This window comes from Pseudomonas sp. 4CAES_32.4, assembly GCF_058136335.1.
The window spans coordinates 2,653,606-2,676,346 of the sequence record NZ_CM176882.1 but is presented as its reverse complement, the minus strand read 5'-3'; the positions used below and the strand labels follow the sequence as shown (position 1 = coordinate 2,676,346).

Sequence of the window (22,741 nt, the reverse complement as noted above, 5' to 3'; positions counted from 1 at the left end):
GGCGAAGGGCGCGACCGAACGGATGTCACACAAACTTCATGATTGAGGTGTAAATCGAGCAAAAAAAATGGCAGCAACCCGAAGGCTGCTGCCATTTCCTGACGCTTTAGGCGTGTATTACAAAGGACGACCGACAGCGTTGCAGACGCTGGCGTTGTTGATGTCCAGGTTGTTGCCGGTGGAGTTGGTGACGAAGTTGGCGGTTACAGCGGTTTTCCAGTTGGTTGGAACCGGAATGAAACCGTGAGCGGCAGTGGCCACGGCGTTGCCCGGAGTGCTGTAGTGCTGGGTCAGGAACGCTTTGACGTCAGCAGCCACGGCTGCGTCCTTGTAGCACTGGCCGAAGATGAAGTTGGTGTAAGCCGCCATTGCATAACCGCTGGACGGGTTGGCAACCACAGGGGACCACTGCGCCGGATTGGCCGCGTTGGTTGGCAGTGGAGCCGAAGCCAGAGCAGTGTTGACGTTGGCGCTGGTTGGCTGAACGCCATTGATACGAGCAACAACAGCGTTGCTCGCAGCGTTGACACCGTCCGGACCGACATAACCGATGGAACCGTCAACCGCGTTGACTGCCGGGCCTACGTCAGCGGTATTGGCCACGCCGACCCAGTTCGACGGCACAGCGGAACCTGCTGGCAGACGTGCGTTGGTGAAGGTGGTGTTGACCGCGAACTGAGTCGGGCAGATCGAGTTCAGGTGACGGCTGAGGATTTCGGTGGTGCCGCTCGAAGCGGTGCGATAAACAACGCGGATCGCGGTGGTGTCGGAGGTACCCAACAGCGCGCCCCAAGTAGTCTTGGTGCCCGACAAGGCATCACACAGTTGAGCGCTGGTCAGGTTGAGGGTGGTGTTGCCGGCCTTTTTGTAAGGGATGGCAACCGAAGTGGCGACTGATGGCAGTTGAATCAGCGGACCAAACGAAGCGCCAAAGCTGGTGTTGTAGGTGCTGATTTCCGAAGCGCTGAGGATCGAGTCGCTAGCGGCGAAGTGCACAGTGCCAGTGGTGCTGAACTGTGCGGCGGTGTTGGTCAGGAAAGCACTTTTGCCGATGCCGCTACCGGTCACGGCGTAGCTGAAGTTGGCAGGCAGGATGCTGTTGGCAGAACCTTTGTACAGAGCGGCAGGCAGTGAAGCGCCACCACCGGTTACGGCCATGGCCTGGGCGGAGGCCAGAGCGGCGACGGTCAGGGAAGCTGCGATCAGAGTGCGCTTGAACATGAAGAATCTCCTTTTCAACTAGGTTGTGAACACAGGTTTTCGGATGGCTTGCATGACACTGGGAGGACTCAACAGGCCCTCGCTAGCGCTGGCTGGTTAAGTCGCACTGAGAAATTCGCAGTTTCCGGTGACAGATAAAGGAAAAAACCTCGGGAGCTGCGCGGTGATTTTCGAGGGATTTTCTCGGGTGTTCTCGCGGTTGTGCGGAGTGTCTGCGCCGGGCATTTCGGGGGAACCGGCCACAGCCCTTGAAGGGCCGTTGCAGATGACAGAAAGGAGAACCCGAGGATGGGAAAAATGAGGGTCGGGTGATGCTGAAGTCCAGAAAAAAAGTTTGGATTATTTGTTGTTCTGACTGGCCTCATCGCTGGCAAGCCAGCTCCCACAGGTTTTTGTGTTGTGACACAGGTCGCATTAGCAACACTGCTCCCTGTGGGAGCTGGCTTGCCAGCGATAGGGCCCGAACAGACAACATCAAACCAACAGACACGCCCCTACTGCACCAACTGATTGATCTCAATAATCGGCAACAACACCGCCATCACAATCACCAGCACCACCCCGCCCATCACCACAATCATCAGCGGCTCCAGCAACGCGGTCATGCCCATCGCCCGGCGCTCGATATCCCGCGACAACGTCTGCGCTGCACGCTCGAGCATCGGCGGCAGCGAGCCGGTTTTTTCGCCACTGGCGATCAAGTGAATCAGCACCGGCGGGAACACGTTCTCAACGCGCAACGCCGCCGCCAGGTTGACGCCCTCGCGCACCTTGGCCGTGGCCTCGTTGACGCTCAGGCTCAGGCGATCGTTGGACAGCGTCTGCCGCGCCGCTTCCAGTGCGCGTAACAACGGCACGCCCGCGCCACCGAGAATCGCCAAGGTAGAGGCGAACCGCGCCGTGTTCAAACCGAGGATAAACCGCCCGAACAGCGGCAACTTCAGCACCCGATGATGCCAACGCAAACGCGCCGCCGGATTACGCAGATAAAGGCGCCAGCTCCAGAACGCCCCCGCGATGATCGCCGCACACAACCAGCCCCACGCGCGAATGAAATCACTCGCCGTCAGCATCGCCAACGTCAGCCCCGGCAAATCCTGGCGCGCCTGAGAAAACGCGCTGACCACCTGCGGCACTACGTAGCTGAGCAGGAAAATCACAATGCCGATCGACACCAGCCCAACCACGCCCGGATAGATAAACGCGGTGAGAATCTTGCCGCGCAGGTTGTTGCGCTCCTCGATGTAATCGGCCAGCCGCTCCATCACCTGCGCCAGATCGCCCGACTCCTCGCCCGCCGCAATCAAGGCGCGATAGATCTCGGGAAAGTCCCGAGGCCGCGCCGCCAGCGATTCGGCCAGACGCATGCCGCTGCGCACATCGGCGCGCACGGCGCTGAGGGTGTGGGCGATGTGTTTTTTCTCGGCCTGCTCAACCGTGGCGCTAAGGGCAGCCTCCAGCGGCAGACTGGCGCCAAGCAAACTCGCCAGTTGACGCGTGGCCCAGGCCAGGTCGTTGTCGGAGAGTTTGGCACTGAACAATCCACCGCCGCCGTGCTGGGCGACGTTGCTTTCCTTGTGCACCGACAGCGCAGTCAAACCCCGCGTGCGCAACGCACTGAAAGCGGCGCTCTGGCTGTCCGCCTCGAGGTGCCCGGATTCGATTTTGCCGCTGGCGTCAGCGGCTTCAAAACGATAGCGATTCATCAGGCGTCCCGTGTCACACGAAGGATTTCTTCAGGCGCGGTGGCGCCGCTGCGGATCCAGCGTTCACCGTCCTCGCGCAGGCTGAACATCCCGGCTTTCGCGGCGGATGCACGCAAGGCCTGCTCCCCTGCCCCTTGGTGAATCAGGGTGCGGATGTCGTCGTCGATGCAGAACAATTCGTGGATGCCGGTGCGGCCGCTGTAACCGGTTTGATTGCACGCCGGGCAACCGACCGGGCGCCAAGTGCCCGGTGTCGCCGGGTCCTCCTGTTTGCACTGATTGCACAGACGCCGCACCAGGCGCTGCGCCAAAACGCCGAGCATCGAGGAGGCCAACAGGAACGGTTCGACGCCCATGTCGATCAAGCGATTGACCGCCGACACCGCGTCGTTGGTGTGCAACGTCGCCAGCACCAGGTGACCGGTCAGCGACGCCTGCACGGCGATTTGCGCGGTTTCCAGATCGCGGATCTCGCCGATCATGATGATGTCCGGGTCTTGCCGCAGAATCGCTCGCAGCGCCAAGGCAAACGTCATGTCGATCTTGGCGTTGACCTGAATCTGGCTGATCCCCGGTAAGTCGTATTCCACCGGATCTTCAACGGTGAGGATGTTGCTGGTGCTCGCGTCCAGCCGCGCCAGTGCTGCGTAGAGGCTGGTGGTTTTGCCGCTACCGGTCGGGCCGGTGACCAAGACGATGCCGTGGGGCTGACGAATCAAATGGTCGAGTTTGGCCAGCACTTGCGCGTCCATGCCCAAGGTTTCCAGATGCAGACGCCCGGCCTGCTTGTCGAGCAAACGCATCACCACCCGTTCGCCGTGTCCGGTGGGCACCGTGGACACGCGGATGTCGATGGGCCGCCCGGCCACACGCAGCGCGATGCGGCCGTCCTGGGGCAAGCGTTTTTCAGCGATGTCGAGCTGGGCCATGATCTTGATCCGCGACACCAATGCACCGTGCAAGGCCTTGCGTGGCGAGACCACATCACGCAGGGTGCCGTCGACGCGATAGCGCACCACCGAATGGGTTTCGAACGGTTCGATGTGAATGTCGCTGGCCTCATCGCGCGCGGCTTGGGTGAGCAAGGCGTTGATCATGCGGATCACCGGCGCGCCGTCCTGAGTGTCGAGCAGATCGGTGATTTCCGGCATGTCCTGCATCAGGCGGTCGAGGTCGACTTCGTTTTCAGCGGCGCCAACCACCGCCGCCGCACTGCCGGTGTCGGCGTAGGCGGCGGCGAGCAAACCGTCGAGTTCGTCATCGCGCACCCGCTGAATCGTGGTCGCACCAAACTGCCGCCGCGCCTCACTGATCGACCAACCCGGCGTCGACGGGCACACGGTCAACACGCCATCACACAACAAAATCCGCTGCGCCTTCGCCCAGGCGTAAGGCAACACACTCATCTAAAGCCCTCCCCAACCCCTGTAGGAGCTGCCGCAGGCTGCGATCTTTTGATCTTTGGTCGTTTGGATCCGTCGAAGAGCAAGATCAAAAGATCGCAGCCTTCGGCAACTCCTACAGGAGATAGTGGGTTCATTGCACGGGCACCGCTTTGATGGTGGCGCGTGGACCGGTGGCCGGTAACACCGCCGGCACACCTTGCGCCGCTGTCGGCAATTGCGGCGCCTGCATGTCCGGCATCGCCCAGCTGCGCTCCGGCTGCAAACCGCCTTGCGCGCGGCGCATGAAGTCGTAGCGGTTCAGGGTAATGCTGCGCCCCGCTTCGCTGTCGCGAATGATGTACGGGCGCAGAAATACCATCAGGTTGGTCTTGGTGATCGCCCGGCGCTCGTTGCGAAACAGTGCGCCGATCCCCGGCAGGCTGCCCAGCCACGGCACCGCATCATTACTCTGGCTGTAGCCGTCCTGAAGCAAGCCGCCAAGCACCATGATCTGCCCGTCATCCAGCAGGATGCTGGTGTCGATCGCGCGTTTGTTGGTGACGATGCCCGCCGACGCCGCACTGTTCGAAGCGCGCTCGTCGATGCTGCTGACCTCCTGATAGATATCCAGCTTCACCGTGCCGCCCTCGGAAATTTGCGGGCGCACATTGAGCTTCAGGCCGACCTCTTCACGGGTCACGGTCTGGAACGGGTTGTTGCTGGTGCCGCCACCGCCAGTCACGTAACTGCCGCTGACAAACGGAATGGTCTGCCCCACAAAAATGCTCGCCGCTTCGTTGTCGAGGGTCAGCAGGTTCGGCGTCGACAACACATTGGTGCCGCCCTTGCTCTTCAAGGCTCGGGCCAGCACTTTCAGGTCGAGAATCTTGCCGATCCCGGGGATATCGACGGTGCCGTTGACGTAGCCGAGGTTCAGCCCTTGCGGCAACACGTCGAGGCTGGTTCTGCCGTTGAGATTGATCCCCGATCCACCAAGATTGGCGCCACCGATCACGCCGTTGCCGCCGAGATTACCGGTCTGCCACTGCACGCCGAATTCGCTGGCATCGTCCTCGCCGACCTCGACGATCAGGCTTTCGATCACCACTTGCGCACGGCGCTGGTCGAGCAAGTCGATGACCTCGCGCAGGTTGCGATACACCGGCTCCGGCGCGGAAATCAGCAAGGTGTTGGTGGTCGCATCCGCCTGAATCGTCACGCCGCCGGCGCTGAACGCGACGTTCTGCTCGGTGTTCTGCGTGCTGCCGCTGCCGGTCGAACCGCTGCTGCCCTGCGCATAACTGCCGCCCGTGCTGCCGCTGTTGGTCGTGGATGTCGTGCCGCTGCTGGTCTGGCTGCCAGTCTGGCCGCTCTGCCCATTGGAATTGCTGTTGCTGCCCATCGCACTCAGCACCGATCGCGCACTGTCGCTGCTGCCGCTATCGCTCTCACCCGTGAGCAACCCACGCAACGCCTGCGCCAGTTTCGCCGCCTGCGCGTTGCGCAAATACACCACATGCAGATTGCTCGGATTGCTTTGCGCATTGTCGAGTTTGTAGATCAGATTGCGCGCCAGCTCCGTGCGCTCGGGGCTGCCGGAACGGATGATGATGGTGTTGGAGCGCGGGTCGCCGATCACCGCGATTTTCTGCGTCGGATCATTGCCCGGCGCATCCAGCAACTCGGCGACCATCGGCGCGATGTCGGCGGCGATGCCGTTCTGGATCTGCACCACATCGGTGTCGATTGCACTCTGGGTATCGATGCTGGCAATCAACTGCGCCACGCGGTTGAGGTTCTCGGCGTAATCAGTGACGACAATGGTGTTGTTGCCGGGGTAGGCGTTGATCGGGTTGTTCGGCGAGACGATCGGGCGCAGCACCGGAATCAGGTTCACCGCGTTCTCGTATTGCAGGCGAAAGGTGCGCGTAAGCATGCCGCCGCCCGCCGGTTTGCCCGGGCTGTAGACCGGCCCGCCAAGCAACTTCGCATCAGCCTCCGGCACCACATGCGCCACACCGCCGACATCAACCACACTGAAACCCTGCATGCGCAACGACGCCAGCAACATGTCGTACGCCTGTGTCGCTGGAATCTGACCTTCCGAGACCAACGTCAAAGTGCCCTTGACCCGTGGATCGACGAGAAACTGCTGGCCGCTGGAGCGTGACAACGAGCGCACCACCGCTTGAATATCGGCGTCGACAAAATTCAGCGTGACCGGTTGGGTGCCCAACGGATTGCCCAGCGCCGGACTGCTCGCTGCCGCCGCGCCCGTGCGCGCACTTTTAGTGATGTTGTGCAGTTGCTTCGGCACTGGCCGCGCCTGGGCCTGCGCCCGTTCGCGATCGGCCACAGCGTCGCCGTTGCGCTGGGTGTTGGCCAGTGGCCGACCGAGTTCGCTGTCGACCAGCAACGGCGGTTGATTCTGTGGCGTGCTGGTATTGCTGCACGCGCTCAACGCCATCAGCAGCATCGGCAATGCCAGACGTGCCGGTTTGGATCCTGACCCCTTCATGAAGCTTCCTTAGCGCCCAGCGCCTGATCCATGCGAACGGTGCCCGACAAAGTGCCGGCAGTGACTTCAGTCGAAGCGTTTTCGCTCCGTTGCAACTGCGCCTCGACCACTTGCAGAGAAAGTTGCGATGGCTGACTCAAAAGCCAGTCGAGCAGCGCATCGGCCGGCGCGGCGTCGATACTCAACTGCCATGCGCCGGCGTCCGCCGCCTGTAATTGGTAATGCCCGGCGAGGCCACTGGCCTGCAGGGTTTGCTCCAGCGCTTGGCCGATGCTTTGATCTGCCGGGCGCACGCTAACGTCACGCAGCAACACTTCCAGTGCTTCGGTCTGCGCGCGCAGCTTTGGCGTTTCGGTCTGCCAGTAAGCGATTTTTTTCAGCGGCGGCTGGATCAGCGCAATCCACACCAACAGGCTTAACAGCGCGATCGCCATGCCCGCGACCATGCGTTTTTCGCGCAATGCCAAGGGCTGCCAGCGCGCCTGCAACTGAGCGCTGAAGCGTTGCCACCGGGCGCGATAAACCGCCAGCGCTGCCTTATTCATCGTCTGCTCCGCTGCTGTCGTCGCTCTCGGTGGCGGCGGTTTCGCCGGACGGACGCAAGGTCCAGCCGTCGTCATCGGCGGTGACGCTGATGCCGGCCTGGGCCAAAGTGCTTTGCCATTCCTTGTCGCCACCGGTGCGGCGCGCCTCACTGAGCAAACTCAACTGCAAGGTGTCGCCAACAAAGGCCAGCCGCTCAACGCTGCCGGCCATAAACGGCATGCCGCTGCCGGCCTGCAACACCAAGCGATTGAAGTTCTGGGTCGGGTCATCCGCCGCGCCTTTCTGCCGCGCGGCCAATTGCTGACGGGCCTGTTGCAGCGGATTGAGGATCACCGGCAATTCGGGAAAGGCTTGTTTAACCCGCAGGTTCATCTGCGTCTTGAGCCGCTGACCCTGGCTGGCTTCGCGGGCCGCATACAGATTCAAACCGATCACCCACACCGCCACGGCCAGTGCCGACAAACCGACCGCCCTGCCCCAACCGCGATGCTCGCTGCGCGGCTGTTGAACCGCGCCATGCAAACCCCAACCCGGCAACGGCCCGGTCCAGCGCTGCGCCTCGGCTATCGGCAGTTCAGCGCTGGACGGCGCTTGATCGCCAATCCAGTGCACCGTTGTCCCCGGTTCCCACACAACGCTGTCGACGCCGTCCTCGAACAACGGCTGCACCCGCGCCGCTTGCACGCTGTCGCGCAACATCAGATGCCCGTCCTGCACGCACGCCACCGTGCCTGGCAGCACCGGCAAGCTGTACGCCGCCGGGTACAAACCGCGCAGGTTCAGAGCGCTTTGCTTGAGCATCTGCCCCAGTCGCTGCAAATCCTGACGCGGCGCCCAGGCAATCTGTACCTGTCCGGTTTCGTCCCGTGGACTGTGAGCGATGTGCATCGCATTGCTGTCGCCAAGCATCAACGCCTGCGCCGCACATTGCACCGCCGCCGCAGTTTTGTTGGCGGGCAACGGTGGCAAATCAAGGCTCGCCAACAGGCTGTCACTCGGATGGAGAAAGCACACCAGCGGCGGCTGTTTCGGCGTCTGACTCAGTTGATTCAAACTCTGTCGCGCTTCACGGCTGACCTGGCCCTGACGATCCAGCCACGCGCAGCTCAACTCACTGTGCAAATCCAGTTCGGCCAGCGGCGGCAGAGCAATTCTGAGCTGACTCATACGCCCACCCGCGACCAGATCACTTGCGGCAAACGATCCTGACTGCGATGCAGCAACGCCTCAAGACTGACCCGGCGCTGATCACGCCGCGCCTCGCCACGCAGACGAAACCAGTCGCTGGTGATGCCGACCTTGACGCTGGTCAGCTCCAACTGCGGCATGCGCAAACGGTTAACGAAATCGCCACGGTTGATGAACCAGCGCCCGGCATCGCGCTCATTGATCATCGCCTGCGCACGCTCCAGCGACAGCCCCGGCACATAAGCCGCCAATACCGGCGCAGTCGCGGTGTTGCCGTTGAGCCACGTCATCGCCGGAATCACCGTCATATATGGCGCGAGTTTGCCGATCACCGCATCATTCACGCCGTCAACGCTGCGCAAATCATCGAGGCTGCGCAGCATCGGCAAGGTTGGCTTTTGCGGCTTGTGCGAAGCAGTCGGCGACGTCGCACGACCGCTGTCGAAACCCGGATTACTGCTCTCGGCAATCTGCGGATTCAACAAGCGCGGATAAGACGCGATGACCCGCTGACGGATGCGCTCACTCAATCCGCCATTCACCCCGAGCAACTCGCACAAACGCTGAAACGCCTGCACCTGCGCCTCATCGACGCGCTCGTTGGCCACCAGATTGCGCAAGTTGAACTTGCCCTGCTCATCCTCCAGCCGCCCTTCAAAACCCTGCGCGCTCAAGCGCTGCGCCCACGGCTGGTCGAGTCGAGTCAACGGATCGCGCCGACGTGCATCCCACAACATTTGCCGACTGATCTCCAACCCACCAAACGCCACCCAACGCCCTTGCACTCGCTGCTGATCGGCCTCAAGACTGCGCGTCGAAATGCTCTGGCGCGTCAGCATGCTCGCAGCGATCACCGCCACCACCGCCGCGATCAGCAACGCGCTGATAATCGCCATGCCCTCTTCCTTCGCCCGGTTCGGCGAACGGCTGTTCATGGCCGGCCTTACAACTGCCAGGAACCGATATCGGCATTCACGCCGTCGCCGTCAGGCTGACCATCGGCACCGAGACTGAAGATGTCGATCTCACCGTTGGCACCCGGATTGAGATATTGATAAGGACGACCCCACGGATCATTCGGCAAACGCTCCAGATACGAACGCCAGTTACTGTTCTTCGCATCCGCCGGACGCTCGACCAACACTTTCAAACCCTGATTCATCGACGGATAAGTGCCGTGATCGAGGCGATACAACTTCAACGCCTGCATCAACCCACCAATGTCCTGCTTCGCCGCCGTCGCCCGCGCCTGATCCGGCCGGTCGAGCACCTTGGGCACCACCATCGCCGCCAGAATCCCCAGAATCACCACCACCACCATGATCTCGATCAGGGTAAAACCCCGCTGACCCCGGGGCTTGCGCGGCAATGGTTGAAGCAAAGTGCACGGTGCGATATCCATCTCGACATTCCCTGGCTAGATCCGATTCGACGCGCAGTGTTGCAAGAAGATATGTCAGGGATGTTGAAAATCCTCGGGAGTTTTCGTCGTCAAGCCGTCAACGACGCGGGTTAGCGTCGAGGGCTGTGCTTTGGCTTTGGGCCACTTATGCGTGCGCGTTCCCGAGAAGCAGGTTTCACGTTGATTGAAGTGCTGGTGGCGCTGGCGATTATTGCCGTGGCGATGTCGGCGGCTGTGCGGGTGGCGGGGTTGATGACGCAGAGCAGCGGGGTTTTACGGGATCGGTCGGTGGCGCTGATTGCGGCGCAGAGTCGGATGGCGGAGTTGCGGTTGGAGGGGAAATTGCCGATGGGAATGAAGGCCATCGATTGCGATCAGGGCCGCTTGTTGTTGCGCTGCGAACAAGTGATTGGCACAGCCGAAAATGGCCGCCTCCTCAAAATCGCCATCCAGGTCTTCGACCGCAACCAAGACGCCCCGCCACTGGCCAAACTCGAAACCCTGCTCAGCCGCCCAATGTAGGAGCTGCCGCAGGCTGCGATCTTTTGACCCTGCCCTTCAAAAAACAAAATCAAAAGATCGCAGCCTGCGGCAGCTCCTACAATTCCCAGCGTTCTATAAGACATCTGTGAGCACCCCAAAACCCTGTGGGAGCTAGCCCTGCTAGCGATAGCGAACGATCAGCCACCGCAACCAGCGCATCTGCCACCGCCCTCCCAGCCAGCAAAACTCCCACAGATCCCGCCGCCGAACACAATACCTGTGCCCACCACAAAACCCTGTGGGAGCTTGCTCGCGAAGGCGTCAGCATGAACACCCGATCAAACTATTCAATCGGACGCATCCGAATCACCCAGCCCCACCACCGGAATTTGCCATGAGGGTTTCTTACCACTCTGCCTATCAAACACCCGACGCGCCTCGCGAAAATCATCGACATGCTCCACAACCCAAGTCCAAATCGGCGACATGCGAACCAACAGCTCCATCCCCAACGCCGTCAGCTCGTACTCGACATGGGGCGGCACTTGATCGAGCTCGCGCCGTATCAGCAGACCATCGCGTTCCAGCGCACGCAGCGTCTTGGTCAACATGCGCTGAGTCACGCCCGTCATCTGCCGCTTGATCTCGGCATGACGCATCGTGCCGTACACACCGAGGGCATGCAGGATACCCAGTGACCAGCGGCTACCGGCGTGAGCCAGGACTTCGCGCCGCACGCCATCATCGTCTCGTCTTAGCGTTTGGCAGATCGCTTCTGCCTGGCTAAGGGCTTCCTCATCGGTCATGTGTCCTCCTGGTATCACGCGTGTGCCTTCTTCTGAGCGCTGCGCAATCGTGCCAGCATCGACAAATCATACAGACGACGGATCTCAGGAGACATCATGACCCAAGCGACCCAACCTTCCCCACAATCCATTCTCGTACTCGGCGCCGGAGAACTCGGCCTGCCGGTGCTGCGCAATCTTGCACGGGTAGCCAAGCGCTCGCCTGGCAACACGATCAGCGTCCTGCTCAGGGATTCAACCATCAACACGCAAGTCACTGAGAAACAACTGGAAATCGATGAACTGCGCAGTCTGGGCATCCACCTGGTCGCTGCAGACCTGGTTAACGACTCCATCGATCAACTGGCCACAGTCTTCGCAGCATTCGACACCGTCATAGGCTGCGCAGGCATGGTCGCGGGCCGTGAAACGCCGATGAAACTGGCGACAGCAGCGCTCAGGTCCGGCGTGAAGCGCTACTTCCCCTGGCAGTTTGGCGTCGATTTCGAAGTGATTGGCCGGGGCAGTCCGCAGGACTTGTTCGATGCGCAACTCGACGTGCGCGAGTTGCTCCGCGCTCAGGATAAAACCGAATGGGTGATCATCTCGACCGGCATGTTCACCAGTTTTCTGTTCGAGCCGATATTCGAGGTCGTCGATTTTGAGAACTCCACCGTCAACGCCTTGGGCAGCCTGGAAACCAGCGTGACGCTCACGACACCAGAGGACATCGGTAAGCTGACAGCGGAAATCGTTTTCTACCAACCGCGCTTTCGCAACGAGATCGTCTACCTGTCTGGCGACACGGTGACGTATGGGCAGGTGGCGAGCCTGCTTGAACGTGTGCTCGGGCGGCCGTTCAAGCGTAACGTCTGGACGGTTCCGTACCTGATGCAGGAACTGGAAAAAGACCCCACCCACCACATCAAAAAATACCGCGCCGTATTTGCCCAAGGCAGAGGCGTGTCGTGGCCTAAAGCGGGGACTTTCAACGAACAGCAAACGATTGAGGTGACTACGGCTGAACAGTGGGCTCGGGACAATCTGGCAGTCGATTGATGCAAAGAAAGCCACCCGCCATTCGCGGGTAACCGAGGCGCGAACAGCTTCTTGATATTTATCGCGGCTGAAATGCTGACTTCGAGAGCCAACGGGCTCTCGGCTAAGGGGCACTTCTGCCTCTTGTTTAAATGATTTTCTCAAGACTGTTTAAAGACACTCACCGTTACCTCCTCAAGCCTACAACGCCTTGCGCCATTGCCTACGACTAAGCCAGAATCCGCCGGCTTGTGCGTCTGGAGTGCGGGTTTTATTGTTTCCGGGTCACTGAAAAACAGTGATCGGGTTTGGTAGCCCGTTCTCCATATGACGCATAACGTCACCTTGCGCAGATGCTCATTCAGCATTTGTCTTATGGTGGCCATGCGCAGGGCGTCCTCGGGCGCGCCGGATTTTCCATATGGGCCGGTCTACCAACCTTCGTATGGCCACCACCATTCGTTTGGTAGCGAAGGTGATGGCTCCTTAAGTCCCATATGGAGCTTCATCTATGTTCAAACCAACACCCAATCCCCCCGAAACCGATCCGGTCTCACCCTACCTGTTCCCCGGTTCCCGAACCCTCAACGAGGCCGCCGACCGCGCCCTCGACCACTACCTCACTCCCGCCGAACGCATCATGGGCAGCGACGAAAAACATGACCCCATGTTCCTCGCCAACGCCGCCTACGACAGCGAATCCCTACTCGCCAACGCGAGCGAATCCCTAAGCTCCGCCACCGAAATGCTCAACAACTTCGCCGCCATCCTCCCCAACTCCCACCGCAAAACCGCGCTGGGGATTGCGCAGGTGGTGATGCTGGGGGAATTGGCGGTGAACCAGGCGTTGGATCATGTTGAGGTGAAGGCTTGATTGGCTGATCGTTGAATCTCAATAGCGGAAAAGAAAATGGCCGAGGTTGTCAGGTGTGACTGACAACCTTGGCCAAATAATGGGTTCTATTCTTCCGGCACATCTCTGCGTCATCTGGAGGTTTTCAATTCTTTAACTACCACCACGTGTTTGCCGTCAGACGCCGAGACGTCCTCCCACACCTTGACACTCTTCTTGGCCAATGATTTCCAGGGTGGCCCTCCCAATGAAGCACCCGTTATTGCATGCGACATACCGACGGTTTCCTTTCGGATGCTCATTCACTTGCAACGTCCGATGTCAGCAACAACCACCATTCTTCAGCTTTAGCAAGCCGTCAACAGCTGCAGTTCAAAATTTCTAAGACGTTTAAGCCCTGCTTGTTGACGGGCGTCTAGCGACTGCTGCGGTTGGAGTTCGTTGCGATGCGCTGCTTCTGGTTTGGCCAAAAAATCATCTAGACAGAAATGCAATCATATGGCCATCATTTCTATCAAGCACACGGAAGAGCCGACCTCTGCACCACAGGTTCTCCACCTTGCTGAAAAACCATAAAAAGAGGTGAAAAATGAACGCCGAAGAGATTTTCAGTAATAAAGATGGGAAAAGTGGCGAGCTTTCTCATAAGTTGCGCACTGTTGCTGACCTAATCAGACATATAAAGACAAAGGAAAACAGTAGCCCCGCTAATTACAGCATATTTTTAGGCGCGGGAGCATCAGTCACCTCCGGCATTAGAACAGCCACTCAACTTATTGATGAGTGGGCCATAGAACTGTATGAGCGTTTCTGCGATGGCCAAACCACAAACAGCGCAGACGAAGCGCGAGAGTATTTTGAAAATAAACATTCAAGTTGGTATAGCCCAGACAATCCGTACTCATCATTATTCGAAAAAAAATTTGATCTCCCAACTCAACGTAGGCGATTCGTCGAGCAAGAAGTTGATGGAAAGTTCCCGTCGATAGGTTATGCATATTTAGCATCCCTCGTTGACAAAAATTACTTCAACACGATGTTTACTACAAATTTTGACGACTTAATAAACGAAGCTTTTTATCTATTTTCGAATACCCGCCCGATTGTCTGCGCCCATGATTCTTCAATCCACTCTATAAGCATCACATCAAAACGCCCGAAAATTGTGAAGCTTCATGGAGACTATTTGTTTGACGACATCAAGAGCACACTTCGGGAAACGGAGTCCTTAGAGCAGAACACAAAGGATAAGTTCGTAGAGTTTTGCAAAGAGTATGGACTTATCGTAGTTGGATATTCTGGTAGTGACCGTTCAATCATGGATGTTTTCGAGTTTCTTGCTCGGCAGGAGAACTACTTAAAAAATGGCGTATACTGGTGCCTGAGACGCACGGACAAAGTTTGCCACACACTTAGAAACCTTATATGGAAAGACAAGGTATATCCAGTTCTCATAGATGGATTTGACGAATTATTCGCCGAAATACATGCTCAGACCGTTCAAGGCGAATTAAAACTAAACTCCAGCAAAAGACAATCGAAGCTACACCAAACGATACAGAATATTATTGGCGATAAATATCAACTTTCAAACAATGAGACAATATCAAAAGAAATACTATCCATTAAAAATGATGGAGACTCAAAAGACATATCGGAATTTATTAAGCAAATATCTAGCGCTAACGAATCCTCAAAAGTAGGGATGACAGATGTTAGAAACCTCCTAGAAATTGACGCGCTTGTCGAAAGTGGAGAACTTCAGAAAGCAGAAGAAATATGCAGCATGTACTATGAGTCAGCCACTAAATCTGATGACAAGCGACTATATATAGAAAAATATATCGACATTTATCAAAAAACTGGGACAGACCAAAAAGTCAGTTTTTGGTGCGACAAGCTTCTTGAAATTGATCCGAACAATATTGAATACCACTTAAAAAAAGCCAGGTCTATTGGCAGACTGCCGGACAAGATTGAATATCTTGCCGAAACTATTCAGTCGTACAAATATAGTACTCCTTTGCTGAACTCCATCACCACCAACTTGTTGCACGTTGCCCAGCAAGAAGAAAAAACTGACGCCGAACTAAGAATAGAGTCTGCAAAGGAATATGTGGAAAGGAGCCTCAATATAGATCCAAGTCTCGACAACCCAGCATGGACCCTAAAGATCGAGATACTCAACTATGCGTATTTTCAATCCTACGAAACCGAGAAAAAAACAGCCATTAAAGAAACTGTCGCCGATCACGTAAAACTCGCTAGAACCCGTCACCCAGAGCACCATCAAACTCTGGACATCACACGACAACAACTTAATATCTCCTGTGAAAAATCAGAACTAAAAGGATTTATTGATTTCCTATTTAAACTTGCAGAAAACTCTACAATAGTAAAGCGGAGAAAAATCAACTCCTTGATAGCTCAATGCTTTGATCATGCATACGAAATCGCCGACAACGCCTCTTTAATGCTAGAGCTGAAAGCTTTTATAGATGGGTCCCTGGAGTTTGACACTAAAAGCATTCACATATCTTTGGCTCGGATCAGATACTGGGCTAGCGTGGCGGAAAAACAAGATCTAGCCATAGCTGAGTTGGATAGACTGCTTAAACGTAAAAATCTAGGCTCTCATGTTAGCGACATTTTGAAATTACCAATCAATTTTACAAATGAAACCATAAACACACTTCAAGATAAACTGCAAAACGACAGATCTGAATTAAGAAAAAGCTACTACCACGACACACTCAGCGATCTATATGTCTTCAAAAAAGAATATGATTTAGCGGACCAGCATTTAGAGTCAGCGCATCAAGAAGGAATGTCACTTAAATCATACTTGGCGAGCAAGACCTATCTATTGCTACTAACTCAGAACTACCCACAGATCATTAGTTTAGCTACTCGACATGCTACAAAACTTGATGCAAATGACACAGAATCCATCCACATCAACATTCAATGCGCGGCAAAAAAATCTGGACACTCGCTTTTTAACGAGGTGCTGCTCAGAAACTTAAGTGCACAAAGCAATTCCGACGATGTAAAAATATGCGCATTCTCACTATTAGACCAATCAGCAGATGCCAGGCGCATAATAAAGAAAAAAATGGATATGGATGCTGGGTTATTCTTTAAATACAGAAGATGGCCCGCATTAAGCGCAGAGTGTTTTCCAAATGAAATTGAGCATCTTGAAGCTACCTTAGGGTAGGATTTCTTTGCAGCCACTGGTGGGCTCCCAGCCCACCATCTAGGCGATCACACATGCATTAAAGTAATGCGATACATTATTGATCCAATCGACGAAGCCATCTACAATTTTGGCAAATCTTATATCTGCCCCCGATGTTCACCACCCCGTTGAATTAGAGCCACTACACTTAATATTTTTTATTCAGTTCGCGGATTATGGCTACGACTCTAAGTGCTCAGCATCGGCCTCACCTAAGGAGGTATTTCTCCGCAGTGTTTAGACGATAGCCGACATCACGGCTACCAATTCTTTAAAGGATATCGGGATCTAATTATTGTTCCTCCCTATTTTGTGCAGAGGCGAAATAAATGGCACTTGATCAAACCGCAAAAACAAAGAATTCCCCCCAGAATTTACGGCCTCACCAAACTCTGCAAAACCACCCCGTCCGGCAGCTTTTCTGGCACCAACCTTACCCTCTCCCCACCCCGCTCAATCACCACCCCACCCCCCTCCACCGCCACCAACTTCACCCCAGGCCCAACCCTCTCCCCCGGCAAAAAACTCCTCGGCGGCCCATCGTTCAGACTCAGTATCGCCACCGCCGCCGAACCACCTGCCATCACCCCGCTCACCTTGATATCCACCGGCGCCATTTGATTGGAAAACCACTGCAACGCCGGGCTATCACTGCGCGCCGCCAGCAATTGCGGAGCCACTACCGGGGTGTGGGATTCGGCGGTGGTCAGTAGCAGCGACGACCATGTCGCGACGCCGATCAGTGCGGCGAGCAGGGCCAGGGCCTGGACCGTTTGGGGTGGGGAAATGCGTGTGGCGAATTTCATGGGCTGAATCTCCTTTTTATCCCTGCGTTCAGCCTACGCGGCAATTCTCTCCGTTTTATTTCACACGCCTTACATGTTCGCCGTGCACTCTGGAAATTGACGCAAAGGAGCGCGCAATCGATGAACGTGGGCAAGCAGCAGGGCTTCACTCTGATTGAGCTGATGGTGGTGCTGGTGATCATTGGTATCGCCAGTGCGGCGATCAGTCTGAGTATCAAACCGGATCCGCTGCAGTTGCTGCGCAAGGATGCCGATCGTGTGGCGCAGTTGCTGCAGGTCGCGCAGGCTGAGGCGCGGGCGGATGGTCGGGCGATTGTGTGGGTGAGCGATGCCAAGGGGTTTCGCTTTAGTCGGCGTGGCGACGGTGGCAAGGGGTTTGATCATTTTGCGCAGGATCAGCAGTTGCGTCCGCGTGCCTGGCAGAGTCCGAAAATTGATGTGCGGGTGGAGCCGAAGCAGCGGGTTGTGCTGAATGCTGAGTGGATCAATCCGCCGCTGCAATTGACGTTGTCGGATGGGTTGAATCGGTTGAGCGTGGTGCGCGATGGCGCTGGGCGGATCAGTATCCAATGAAGAATCAGCATGGGTTTACTTTGATTGAGGTGATGGTCGCGATTCTGCTGATGGCGGTGGTGAGTTTGATTGCCTGGCGGGGGTTGGACAGTGTGACGCGGGCTGATGGTCATTTGCAGGCGAGTGGTGAGCAGAGTGACAGTTTGTTGCGGGCGTTGAATCAGTTGCAGCGGGATGTGGATATGCGCGGGGGGATTGAGCTGACGGAGCCGAAGAAGGTTGGCGTGGATGATGAGCCGCTGACGGCGCCGCCGGCGATTACTGTGCGCAGTAGCGACAGTAAGGGTTTTCGGCTGGACATCATTCGCACGGCGGCGGATCAGCCGGGGGCTTTGCAGCGGGTGCGCTGGTGGGTCAAGGGGGACTCTTTGTATCGGGCGGTGGCGGAGGCGCGGAGTCGGTATCCGTTGCCGTCGCCTACGGCTGGGGTAGCGGTATTGGATGGGGTGAGTGATGTGCAGGTGCGGGTTTGGGAGGTGGATAAGGGGTGGCGGCAGTTGAGTGGGAATCGGCGGGAGGATCCGTTGGGGTTGGAGATTCGGTTGAGCCGGGAGACGGCGCAGGGGGTGGAGCGGTATCGGCAGGTGATTGGGTTGTTGGAGTGAGGGGTATGGGATGTCACTGTAGGAGCTGCCGAAAGCTGCGATCTTTTGACTTTGATTTTTAAGATCAAAAGATCGCAGCCTTCGGCAGCTCCAGTGGTATTTGGTTGCGGTCAGTTGGAGGGTGATTGCGTGGTAGGCCGTCATCGCGAGCAGGCTCACTCCTACAGTGGATCGTATGCAGTCTGATAGAGATTGGTTGGCTGGTGGGCCGCCTTCGCGAGCAGGCTCACTCCTACAGTGGATCGTATGCAGTCTGGTAGAGATTGGTTGGCTGGTGGGCCGTCTTCGCGAGCAAGCTCGCTCCCACAGTTTTAAATTTGCGTACAACCCAAGCGGCAAAGCCGCCCCACTTAACAGGATGAGCGTTAGCTCGGCTGCAGCTCTTGATCTTGATCTTGATCTTGATTCACGGGCGACATCGGAAGGCTGAGTGGAGGAATTCATCCGGGGGTGGGTGCAGTGGTCTAATTTCCCCGGACACCCCGATAGGTGGAAAATACATCTATCGAGGAGTTATTCATGACCAAAAAACGCAGAGCATTCGACGACAGCTTCAAGCTGCAAGTCGTGAAGATGATCAAGGATCAGGGGCTAACCGTTATGCAGGTTTGCCAAGATCTGAACATTGGTGAGACAGCCGTTCGACGCTGGGTTCAACAGTACGAGGCAGAGCAACTGGGGCAGGCCGGAATCGGCAAGCCATTGACGGCAGAGCAACAGCGCATCCGGCAATTGGAACAGGAAAATCGCCAGCTCAAGATGGATAACGACATCTTAAAAAAGGCTACGGCCTTCTTTGCCCGCGAGCTGAAGTAAGGTATCGACTGGTTCGGCAGCTGCAACAGAAGGCCTATTCAGTGACACATGTCTGTCGGTTACTGAGCATCAGTCGCTCGGGCTTCTATGAGTCGCAAAAGCGTGCTGATGCGCCCGTCCGGCAGAGTTGTCCTGTCGTTGTGCAACTCAAGGCGTCTTTTGCCGAGAGTGGTGGCTGCTACGGCAGCCGGCCCTTGCGCGACGCTTTGCGCGGCAAAGGCCTGTCTGTTGGACTGTATAAAATCCGCCGTTTGATGCGTGCCAATGGGCTACGTTCGGCTTGGAAGCGCAAGTTTGTGCACACGACCGATAGCAATCATGATCTGCCGATTGCCGAAAATGTACTGAGCCGAAAATTTGATCCGGCGGCGCCAAACAAGGCTTGGGTGGCAGACATCACCTACATCCGCACCCGCAGTGGCTGGCTGTATCTGGCCGTGGTGTTGGACTTGTTTTCACGCAAGATCGTGGGCTGGTCGATGGCTCCGAACATGCCGGCAGAGCTGGTGTGCACTGCGATGCAACTGGCCATCGCACAGCGCCAACCGCCGCCAGGCCTGATTGCCCACTCGGATCGTGGCAGCCAATACGCGAGTGCAACTTACAGAGATTTACTGGCAAGAAACGACATGCAGCAGAGCATGAGCCGTAAAGGTAATTGCTGGGACAATGCGGTGATGGAACGCTTCTTCCTGAGCTTGAAAATGGAGCGGGTATGGCGACGTGACTATGCCAATCATACCGAAGCGATCCGCGACATCACCGAGTACATCGTTGGGTATTACAACAACGAACGGCTTCACTCGAAACTGGGATATCTGCCACCGACCGTCTATGAGCGGGCGATGGCGTCAAAACCACCTATCGAGGTGTCCGGAATTAGTTGACCACTGCAGGGAGCGCAGCGACCGTTTGGCGCAGCCAAATGCATCGAGAGGAGGTGCAGCGAAGCAAACCGTAGGCGATGCGCCCGGATGGATCCCGGAGCGAAGGAACCCCGAGCCTCAGCGAGCGGGCCGGACGTAGGAGCAAGCGTTTTTTTGCTTACTTTTTTCTAGGCGTTTGTAAAAAAAGTGAGTCGCCGTAAGGGCGAAACCCTAAGCAGCCTTTACCGCAGCAACGGATATGTACTCGGTCATCCCCGCAAAAAAGCCAAGATCAAGAGATCGCAGCCTTCGGCAGCTCCTACAGTGGGATTGAATGTAGTCAGTTAGAGAATTGCTGGATGGTAGGCCGCAATCGCTGGCAAGCCCGCTCCCACAGGCGTTGGTGGTGTTGGCGGGAATGGATTAACTAAGGACGACGACCCCGCCAGGCAGCTCAGTGAACTTGACGCCGTAGGCATCCCGAATCAGCAGTGCGACGCCGGCGAGTTGGTCAAGACTGAAGCGGGCCTGGACGCGGCGTTGGCCGAGTTCGCGGTTGAGCAGCAGCAACATGCCGGGGCGGTAGCGGTTGATCTCGTCGATCATCTGGCTGAGGGTTGCGCCGTTGAATACCAGGATTTGCTGACGCCAGCTCACCACGGCAGCGGTATCGACAGTTTGCACATTGCCAACCTGCCGCGCGTCGTAGGTCAATTGCTGCCCCGGTTGCAGGCGCAAGCTACGCCCTTCGACGTCAACTTCAACCGCGCCATCGAGGCACGTCACGCACACCTGTTGATCGGTATTGCGCAGGTTGAAACGCCCCTGACTGGCACGCAACCACCCTCCTCCCGCCTGCATCGCCAGAGGCAAACGTGAGGTCTGCACTTCGACTTCGCCGCTGACCAATTCAAAGCCTTGGACGCCTTCGTCGACGGCACGCTGGTTGATCCGTGTCTGGGTGTTGAGCTCCAGCCTCACGCCGTCCGCTGGCTCGATGCGCCGCTGCTGGCCGACTTCGGTGATGTAATCGGCGCCCAACCCTTCGAAGCCACCGGGAATCGTGCCGCGTACCACAAAAAATGCTGCCGACGCGGCAATCGCGCCGCCAAGAAATGCGCGCCGGCCAAAGCCGCGAGGTGCCTGCAACGCCTCAGCCGCAGGCTTCAGGTGCTGCCACAGGACCTTGGCGTCTTCGAATGCCCGGGCGTGTTCGTTACTCTGCGCACACCACTCGCGTAATGCACGAGCGTCGGCCACGGTGGCGCGGCCCGACGTCAGCAGGATCAGCCAGTCGCGGGCTTCGCTGTGCAGATTTTCGCTGGCCGATGGTTCGGCAGGTCTCAGTCGAAAGATGTTCAAACGCGCAGATTCTCAACGGATTAATCGGGACACTACTCTGAAGACGGTTTTCCGGCCCCGCGACCGAACCGCTGAAACACTTTTCTTTCCAGTTTCGCCGCGCAATAGCCCAACGCGGCTTTGATTTCCTTCTCGACCATGCGCGTGGAAATGCCGAAACGCTGGGAAATCTCCAGGTGTGGCGCCTCCTCCAAGCGCGCAGCAATGAAGATCCGCCGACGCCGTGCCGGCAGTTCGTAGAGGGCGCTGAGCAATGACTGGATTTCCTTCTGCCCGCCGACGACCCGCGCTGGGTCCTGCGCCTCGTCGCTGATTTGCAGCAGTTCTTCGACCTCGCTGCCGGTGAGCAGGCGTGCGTCGGCCTGGCGCCGGTCGGCGGCGATGTTGAGGGCGATGCGATACAGGTAGGCGTTGGGCCGCAGCAGATTGGGCGGCGTCTCCATGCGGTCGACCCGCAGCCAGGTTTCGTGCAGCACGTCGTTGGCCAGATCCTCTGAGCCCAGACGCCTGCGCAAACGCACCCGAAAGTCCTCGTAGGACGTCAGGAACAATTGACTCATCGAGCCTTGTCCGGTGTCTTTCATCCCCCGGAAACTCCTTCCCATTTCGTGCATTCCATGCGTTTCCCTGACGACTCCGGTAACAACAGCAACGTGACCGGCTGACGCAAGGCGCTGGGCGTCGGCCGCTCGATTTTGAGATTGCGAAAACTTTCCACCAGCGCGGTGTCGCGCCGTACATCACCGGTCGAAGTGACCAACCGGTTGTGCTGCACCACGCCGTCGCGGCCGACCCAGACCTGCAACACCGCCCGATAACTGCCCGGACGGGTCAGCGGCGAGCGGCACAGGTTCTGCTCGATCGCCGCTTGCACGGCGGTGGCGTAACTGCGGCTGACGGCTGCGCTTTCCGGCGACTGCTTTTGCGTCGGCGTCGGCACGTCTTCGACCTGCGCGACTTGCAGGGTGAACGCGTCGTTGCGCGCATAACGCGCCATCAAGCCGCTGCCACCGAGTAACCGGCGCAGGGCATCGGCAGCGGTGAACTCGCCGTCCACCGCGAGCGAGCGTCTGCCGCGACTCAACTGACTGTCGACCAGCACCGCAACGCCGGTGGCGCGGCTGTACTGATCCAGTGCCCGGGCCAGATCCTGTGCCGGAATGTGCAGCGTCATGCGCAAGTCTGCCGGCACCGCGTCGGCCATGGCTTGGCTCGCCGCACAGCCGAGCAGCCACCCCAGACACATCCGGCGCACAAGCCTCGTTGAACGCTGAAAACCGTCCGTGGAATTGCCTCGCTGCACGGCTGACGAATCCTTGGAAATCGTCATCCTGAGGGCTGTTTATG

20 protein-coding genes are annotated in these 22,741 nt (G+C 57.5%); 7 read left to right on the top strand and 13 right to left on the bottom strand.

Annotation, left to right across the window (positions count from 1 at the left end):
* Positions 1-117 precede the first annotated feature (117 nt).
* From AC3Y64_RS12095 to gspG, 8 genes are all read right to left on the bottom strand, one after another.
* Complete coding sequence (locus AC3Y64_RS12095; protein WP_489987623.1) at positions 118-1,221, bottom strand: substrate-binding domain-containing protein; 1,104 nt, start codon at positions 1,219-1,221, stop codon at positions 118-120.
* 494 nt (positions 1,222-1,715) lie between these two features.
* On the bottom strand, positions 1,716-2,927 hold the full coding sequence (gspF, locus tag AC3Y64_RS12090) for a type II secretion system inner membrane protein GspF (protein ID WP_489987622.1): 1,212 nt from the start codon (positions 2,925-2,927) through the stop codon (positions 1,716-1,718).
* Positions 2,927-4,333, bottom strand: a complete 1,407-nt coding sequence (gspE, locus tag AC3Y64_RS12085; RefSeq protein WP_489987621.1) for a type II secretion system ATPase GspE — start codon at positions 4,331-4,333, stop codon at positions 2,927-2,929. Before gspE ends, gspF begins: the two co-directional genes overlap by 1 nt.
* Positions 4,334-4,463: 130 nt before the next feature.
* Positions 4,464-6,830 (bottom strand): type II secretion system secretin GspD, encoded by a 2,367-nt coding sequence (gene gspD / locus AC3Y64_RS12080; RefSeq protein WP_489987620.1) that lies wholly within the window; start codon positions 6,828-6,830, stop codon positions 4,464-4,466.
* The gene (gene gspM / locus AC3Y64_RS12075; RefSeq protein WP_489987619.1) at positions 6,827-7,375 is read right to left on the bottom strand and encodes a type II secretion system protein GspM; all 549 of its coding nucleotides are present in this window, start codon (positions 7,373-7,375) and stop codon (positions 6,827-6,829) included. The genes gspD and gspM overlap by 4 nt, the downstream gene beginning before the upstream one ends.
* The gene (gspL, locus tag AC3Y64_RS12070) at positions 7,368-8,543 is read right to left on the bottom strand and encodes a type II secretion system protein GspL (protein ID WP_489987618.1); all 1,176 of its coding nucleotides are present in this window, start codon (positions 8,541-8,543) and stop codon (positions 7,368-7,370) included. The genes gspM and gspL overlap by 8 nt, the downstream gene beginning before the upstream one ends.
* Entirely contained in the window at positions 8,540-9,499 is a 960-nt protein-coding gene (gene gspK, locus AC3Y64_RS12065) for a type II secretion system minor pseudopilin GspK (RefSeq protein ID WP_489987617.1), read from the bottom strand. The genes gspL and gspK overlap by 4 nt, the downstream gene beginning before the upstream one ends.
* A gap of 8 nt (positions 9,500-9,507) precedes the next feature.
* Positions 9,508-9,966 (bottom strand): type II secretion system major pseudopilin GspG, encoded by a 459-nt coding sequence (gspG, locus tag AC3Y64_RS12060; protein ID WP_158955986.1) that lies wholly within the window; start codon positions 9,964-9,966, stop codon positions 9,508-9,510.
* A gap of 147 nt (positions 9,967-10,113) precedes the next feature.
* Here gspG and gspI point away from each other — a divergent pair, with 147 nt between their 5' ends.
* A complete protein-coding gene (gspI, locus tag AC3Y64_RS12055) occupies positions 10,114-10,488 on the top strand; it encodes a type II secretion system minor pseudopilin GspI (protein WP_489987616.1) in 375 nt (124 codons plus the stop codon).
* Positions 10,489-10,796: 308 nt separating this feature from the next.
* Here gspI and AC3Y64_RS12050 read toward each other — a convergent pair whose 3' ends face one another.
* Positions 10,797-11,255: a winged helix-turn-helix transcriptional regulator gene (locus AC3Y64_RS12050; protein WP_489987615.1), complete on the bottom strand. Its 459-nt coding sequence runs from the start codon at positions 11,253-11,255 to the stop codon at positions 10,797-10,799.
* A gap of 96 nt (positions 11,256-11,351) precedes the next feature.
* Here AC3Y64_RS12050 and AC3Y64_RS12045 point away from each other — a divergent pair, with 96 nt between their 5' ends.
* The 3 genes from AC3Y64_RS12045 (at position 11,352) to AC3Y64_RS12035 (ending at position 16,345) form a co-directional block, all read left to right on the top strand.
* Positions 11,352-12,293, top strand: coding sequence for an aromatic alcohol reductase (locus AC3Y64_RS12045; protein WP_489987614.1), 942 nt, complete (start codon positions 11,352-11,354; stop codon positions 12,291-12,293).
* Between the two features lie 490 nt (positions 12,294-12,783).
* Complete coding sequence (locus AC3Y64_RS12040; protein WP_489987613.1) at positions 12,784-13,146, top strand: DUF6124 family protein; 363 nt, start codon at positions 12,784-12,786, stop codon at positions 13,144-13,146.
* A gap of 568 nt (positions 13,147-13,714) precedes the next feature.
* Positions 13,715-16,345, top strand: coding sequence for an SIR2 family protein (locus tag AC3Y64_RS12035; RefSeq protein WP_489987612.1), 2,631 nt, complete (start codon positions 13,715-13,717; stop codon positions 16,343-16,345).
* Positions 16,346-16,740: 395 nt separating this feature from the next.
* On the opposite strand, the gene AC3Y64_RS12030 is transcribed toward AC3Y64_RS12035, so the two are convergent.
* Positions 16,741-17,172, bottom strand: a complete 432-nt coding sequence (locus tag AC3Y64_RS12030; protein ID WP_489987611.1) for a type II secretion system protein N — start codon at positions 17,170-17,172, stop codon at positions 16,741-16,743.
* 120 nt (positions 17,173-17,292) lie between these two features.
* Between AC3Y64_RS12030 and AC3Y64_RS12025 the strand changes: the two genes are divergently transcribed.
* The 3 genes from AC3Y64_RS12025 (at position 17,293) to AC3Y64_RS12015 (ending at position 20,053) form a co-directional block, all read left to right on the top strand.
* Positions 17,293-17,745 carry a GspH/FimT family pseudopilin gene (locus tag AC3Y64_RS12025; protein WP_489987610.1) on the top strand — a complete coding sequence of 151 codons (453 nt, stop codon included), beginning with the start codon at positions 17,293-17,295 and terminating at the stop codon, positions 17,743-17,745.
* Complete coding sequence (locus tag AC3Y64_RS12020; RefSeq protein ID WP_489987609.1) at positions 17,742-18,350, top strand: type II secretion system protein GspJ; 609 nt, start codon at positions 17,742-17,744, stop codon at positions 18,348-18,350. Before AC3Y64_RS12025 ends, AC3Y64_RS12020 begins: the two co-directional genes overlap by 4 nt.
* A gap of 519 nt (positions 18,351-18,869) precedes the next feature.
* Positions 18,870-20,053 (top strand): IS3 family transposase gene (locus tag AC3Y64_RS12015; RefSeq protein ID WP_489984471.1). Its coding sequence is split into 2 segments (ribosomal slippage): positions 18,870-19,134 and positions 19,134-20,053, totalling 1,185 coding nucleotides; the frame shifts between segments, so codons are not numbered across the junction.
* A gap of 402 nt (positions 20,054-20,455) precedes the next feature.
* On the opposite strand, the gene AC3Y64_RS12010 is transcribed toward AC3Y64_RS12015, so the two are convergent.
* From AC3Y64_RS12010 to AC3Y64_RS12000, 3 genes are read right to left on the bottom strand one after another with little or no spacing between them, the layout of a single operon-like run.
* Entirely contained in the window at positions 20,456-21,394 is a 939-nt protein-coding gene (locus AC3Y64_RS12010) for a FecR family protein (protein ID WP_489987608.1), read from the bottom strand.
* A gap of 32 nt (positions 21,395-21,426) precedes the next feature.
* Positions 21,427-21,978, bottom strand: coding sequence for an RNA polymerase sigma factor (locus AC3Y64_RS12005; protein WP_158956013.1), 552 nt, complete (start codon positions 21,976-21,978; stop codon positions 21,427-21,429).
* Positions 21,975-22,640, bottom strand: a complete 666-nt coding sequence (locus AC3Y64_RS12000) for a secretin and TonB N-terminal domain-containing protein (protein WP_158956015.1) — start codon at positions 22,638-22,640, stop codon at positions 21,975-21,977. Before AC3Y64_RS12000 ends, AC3Y64_RS12005 begins: the two co-directional genes overlap by 4 nt.
* Positions 22,641-22,741 lie beyond the last annotated feature (101 nt).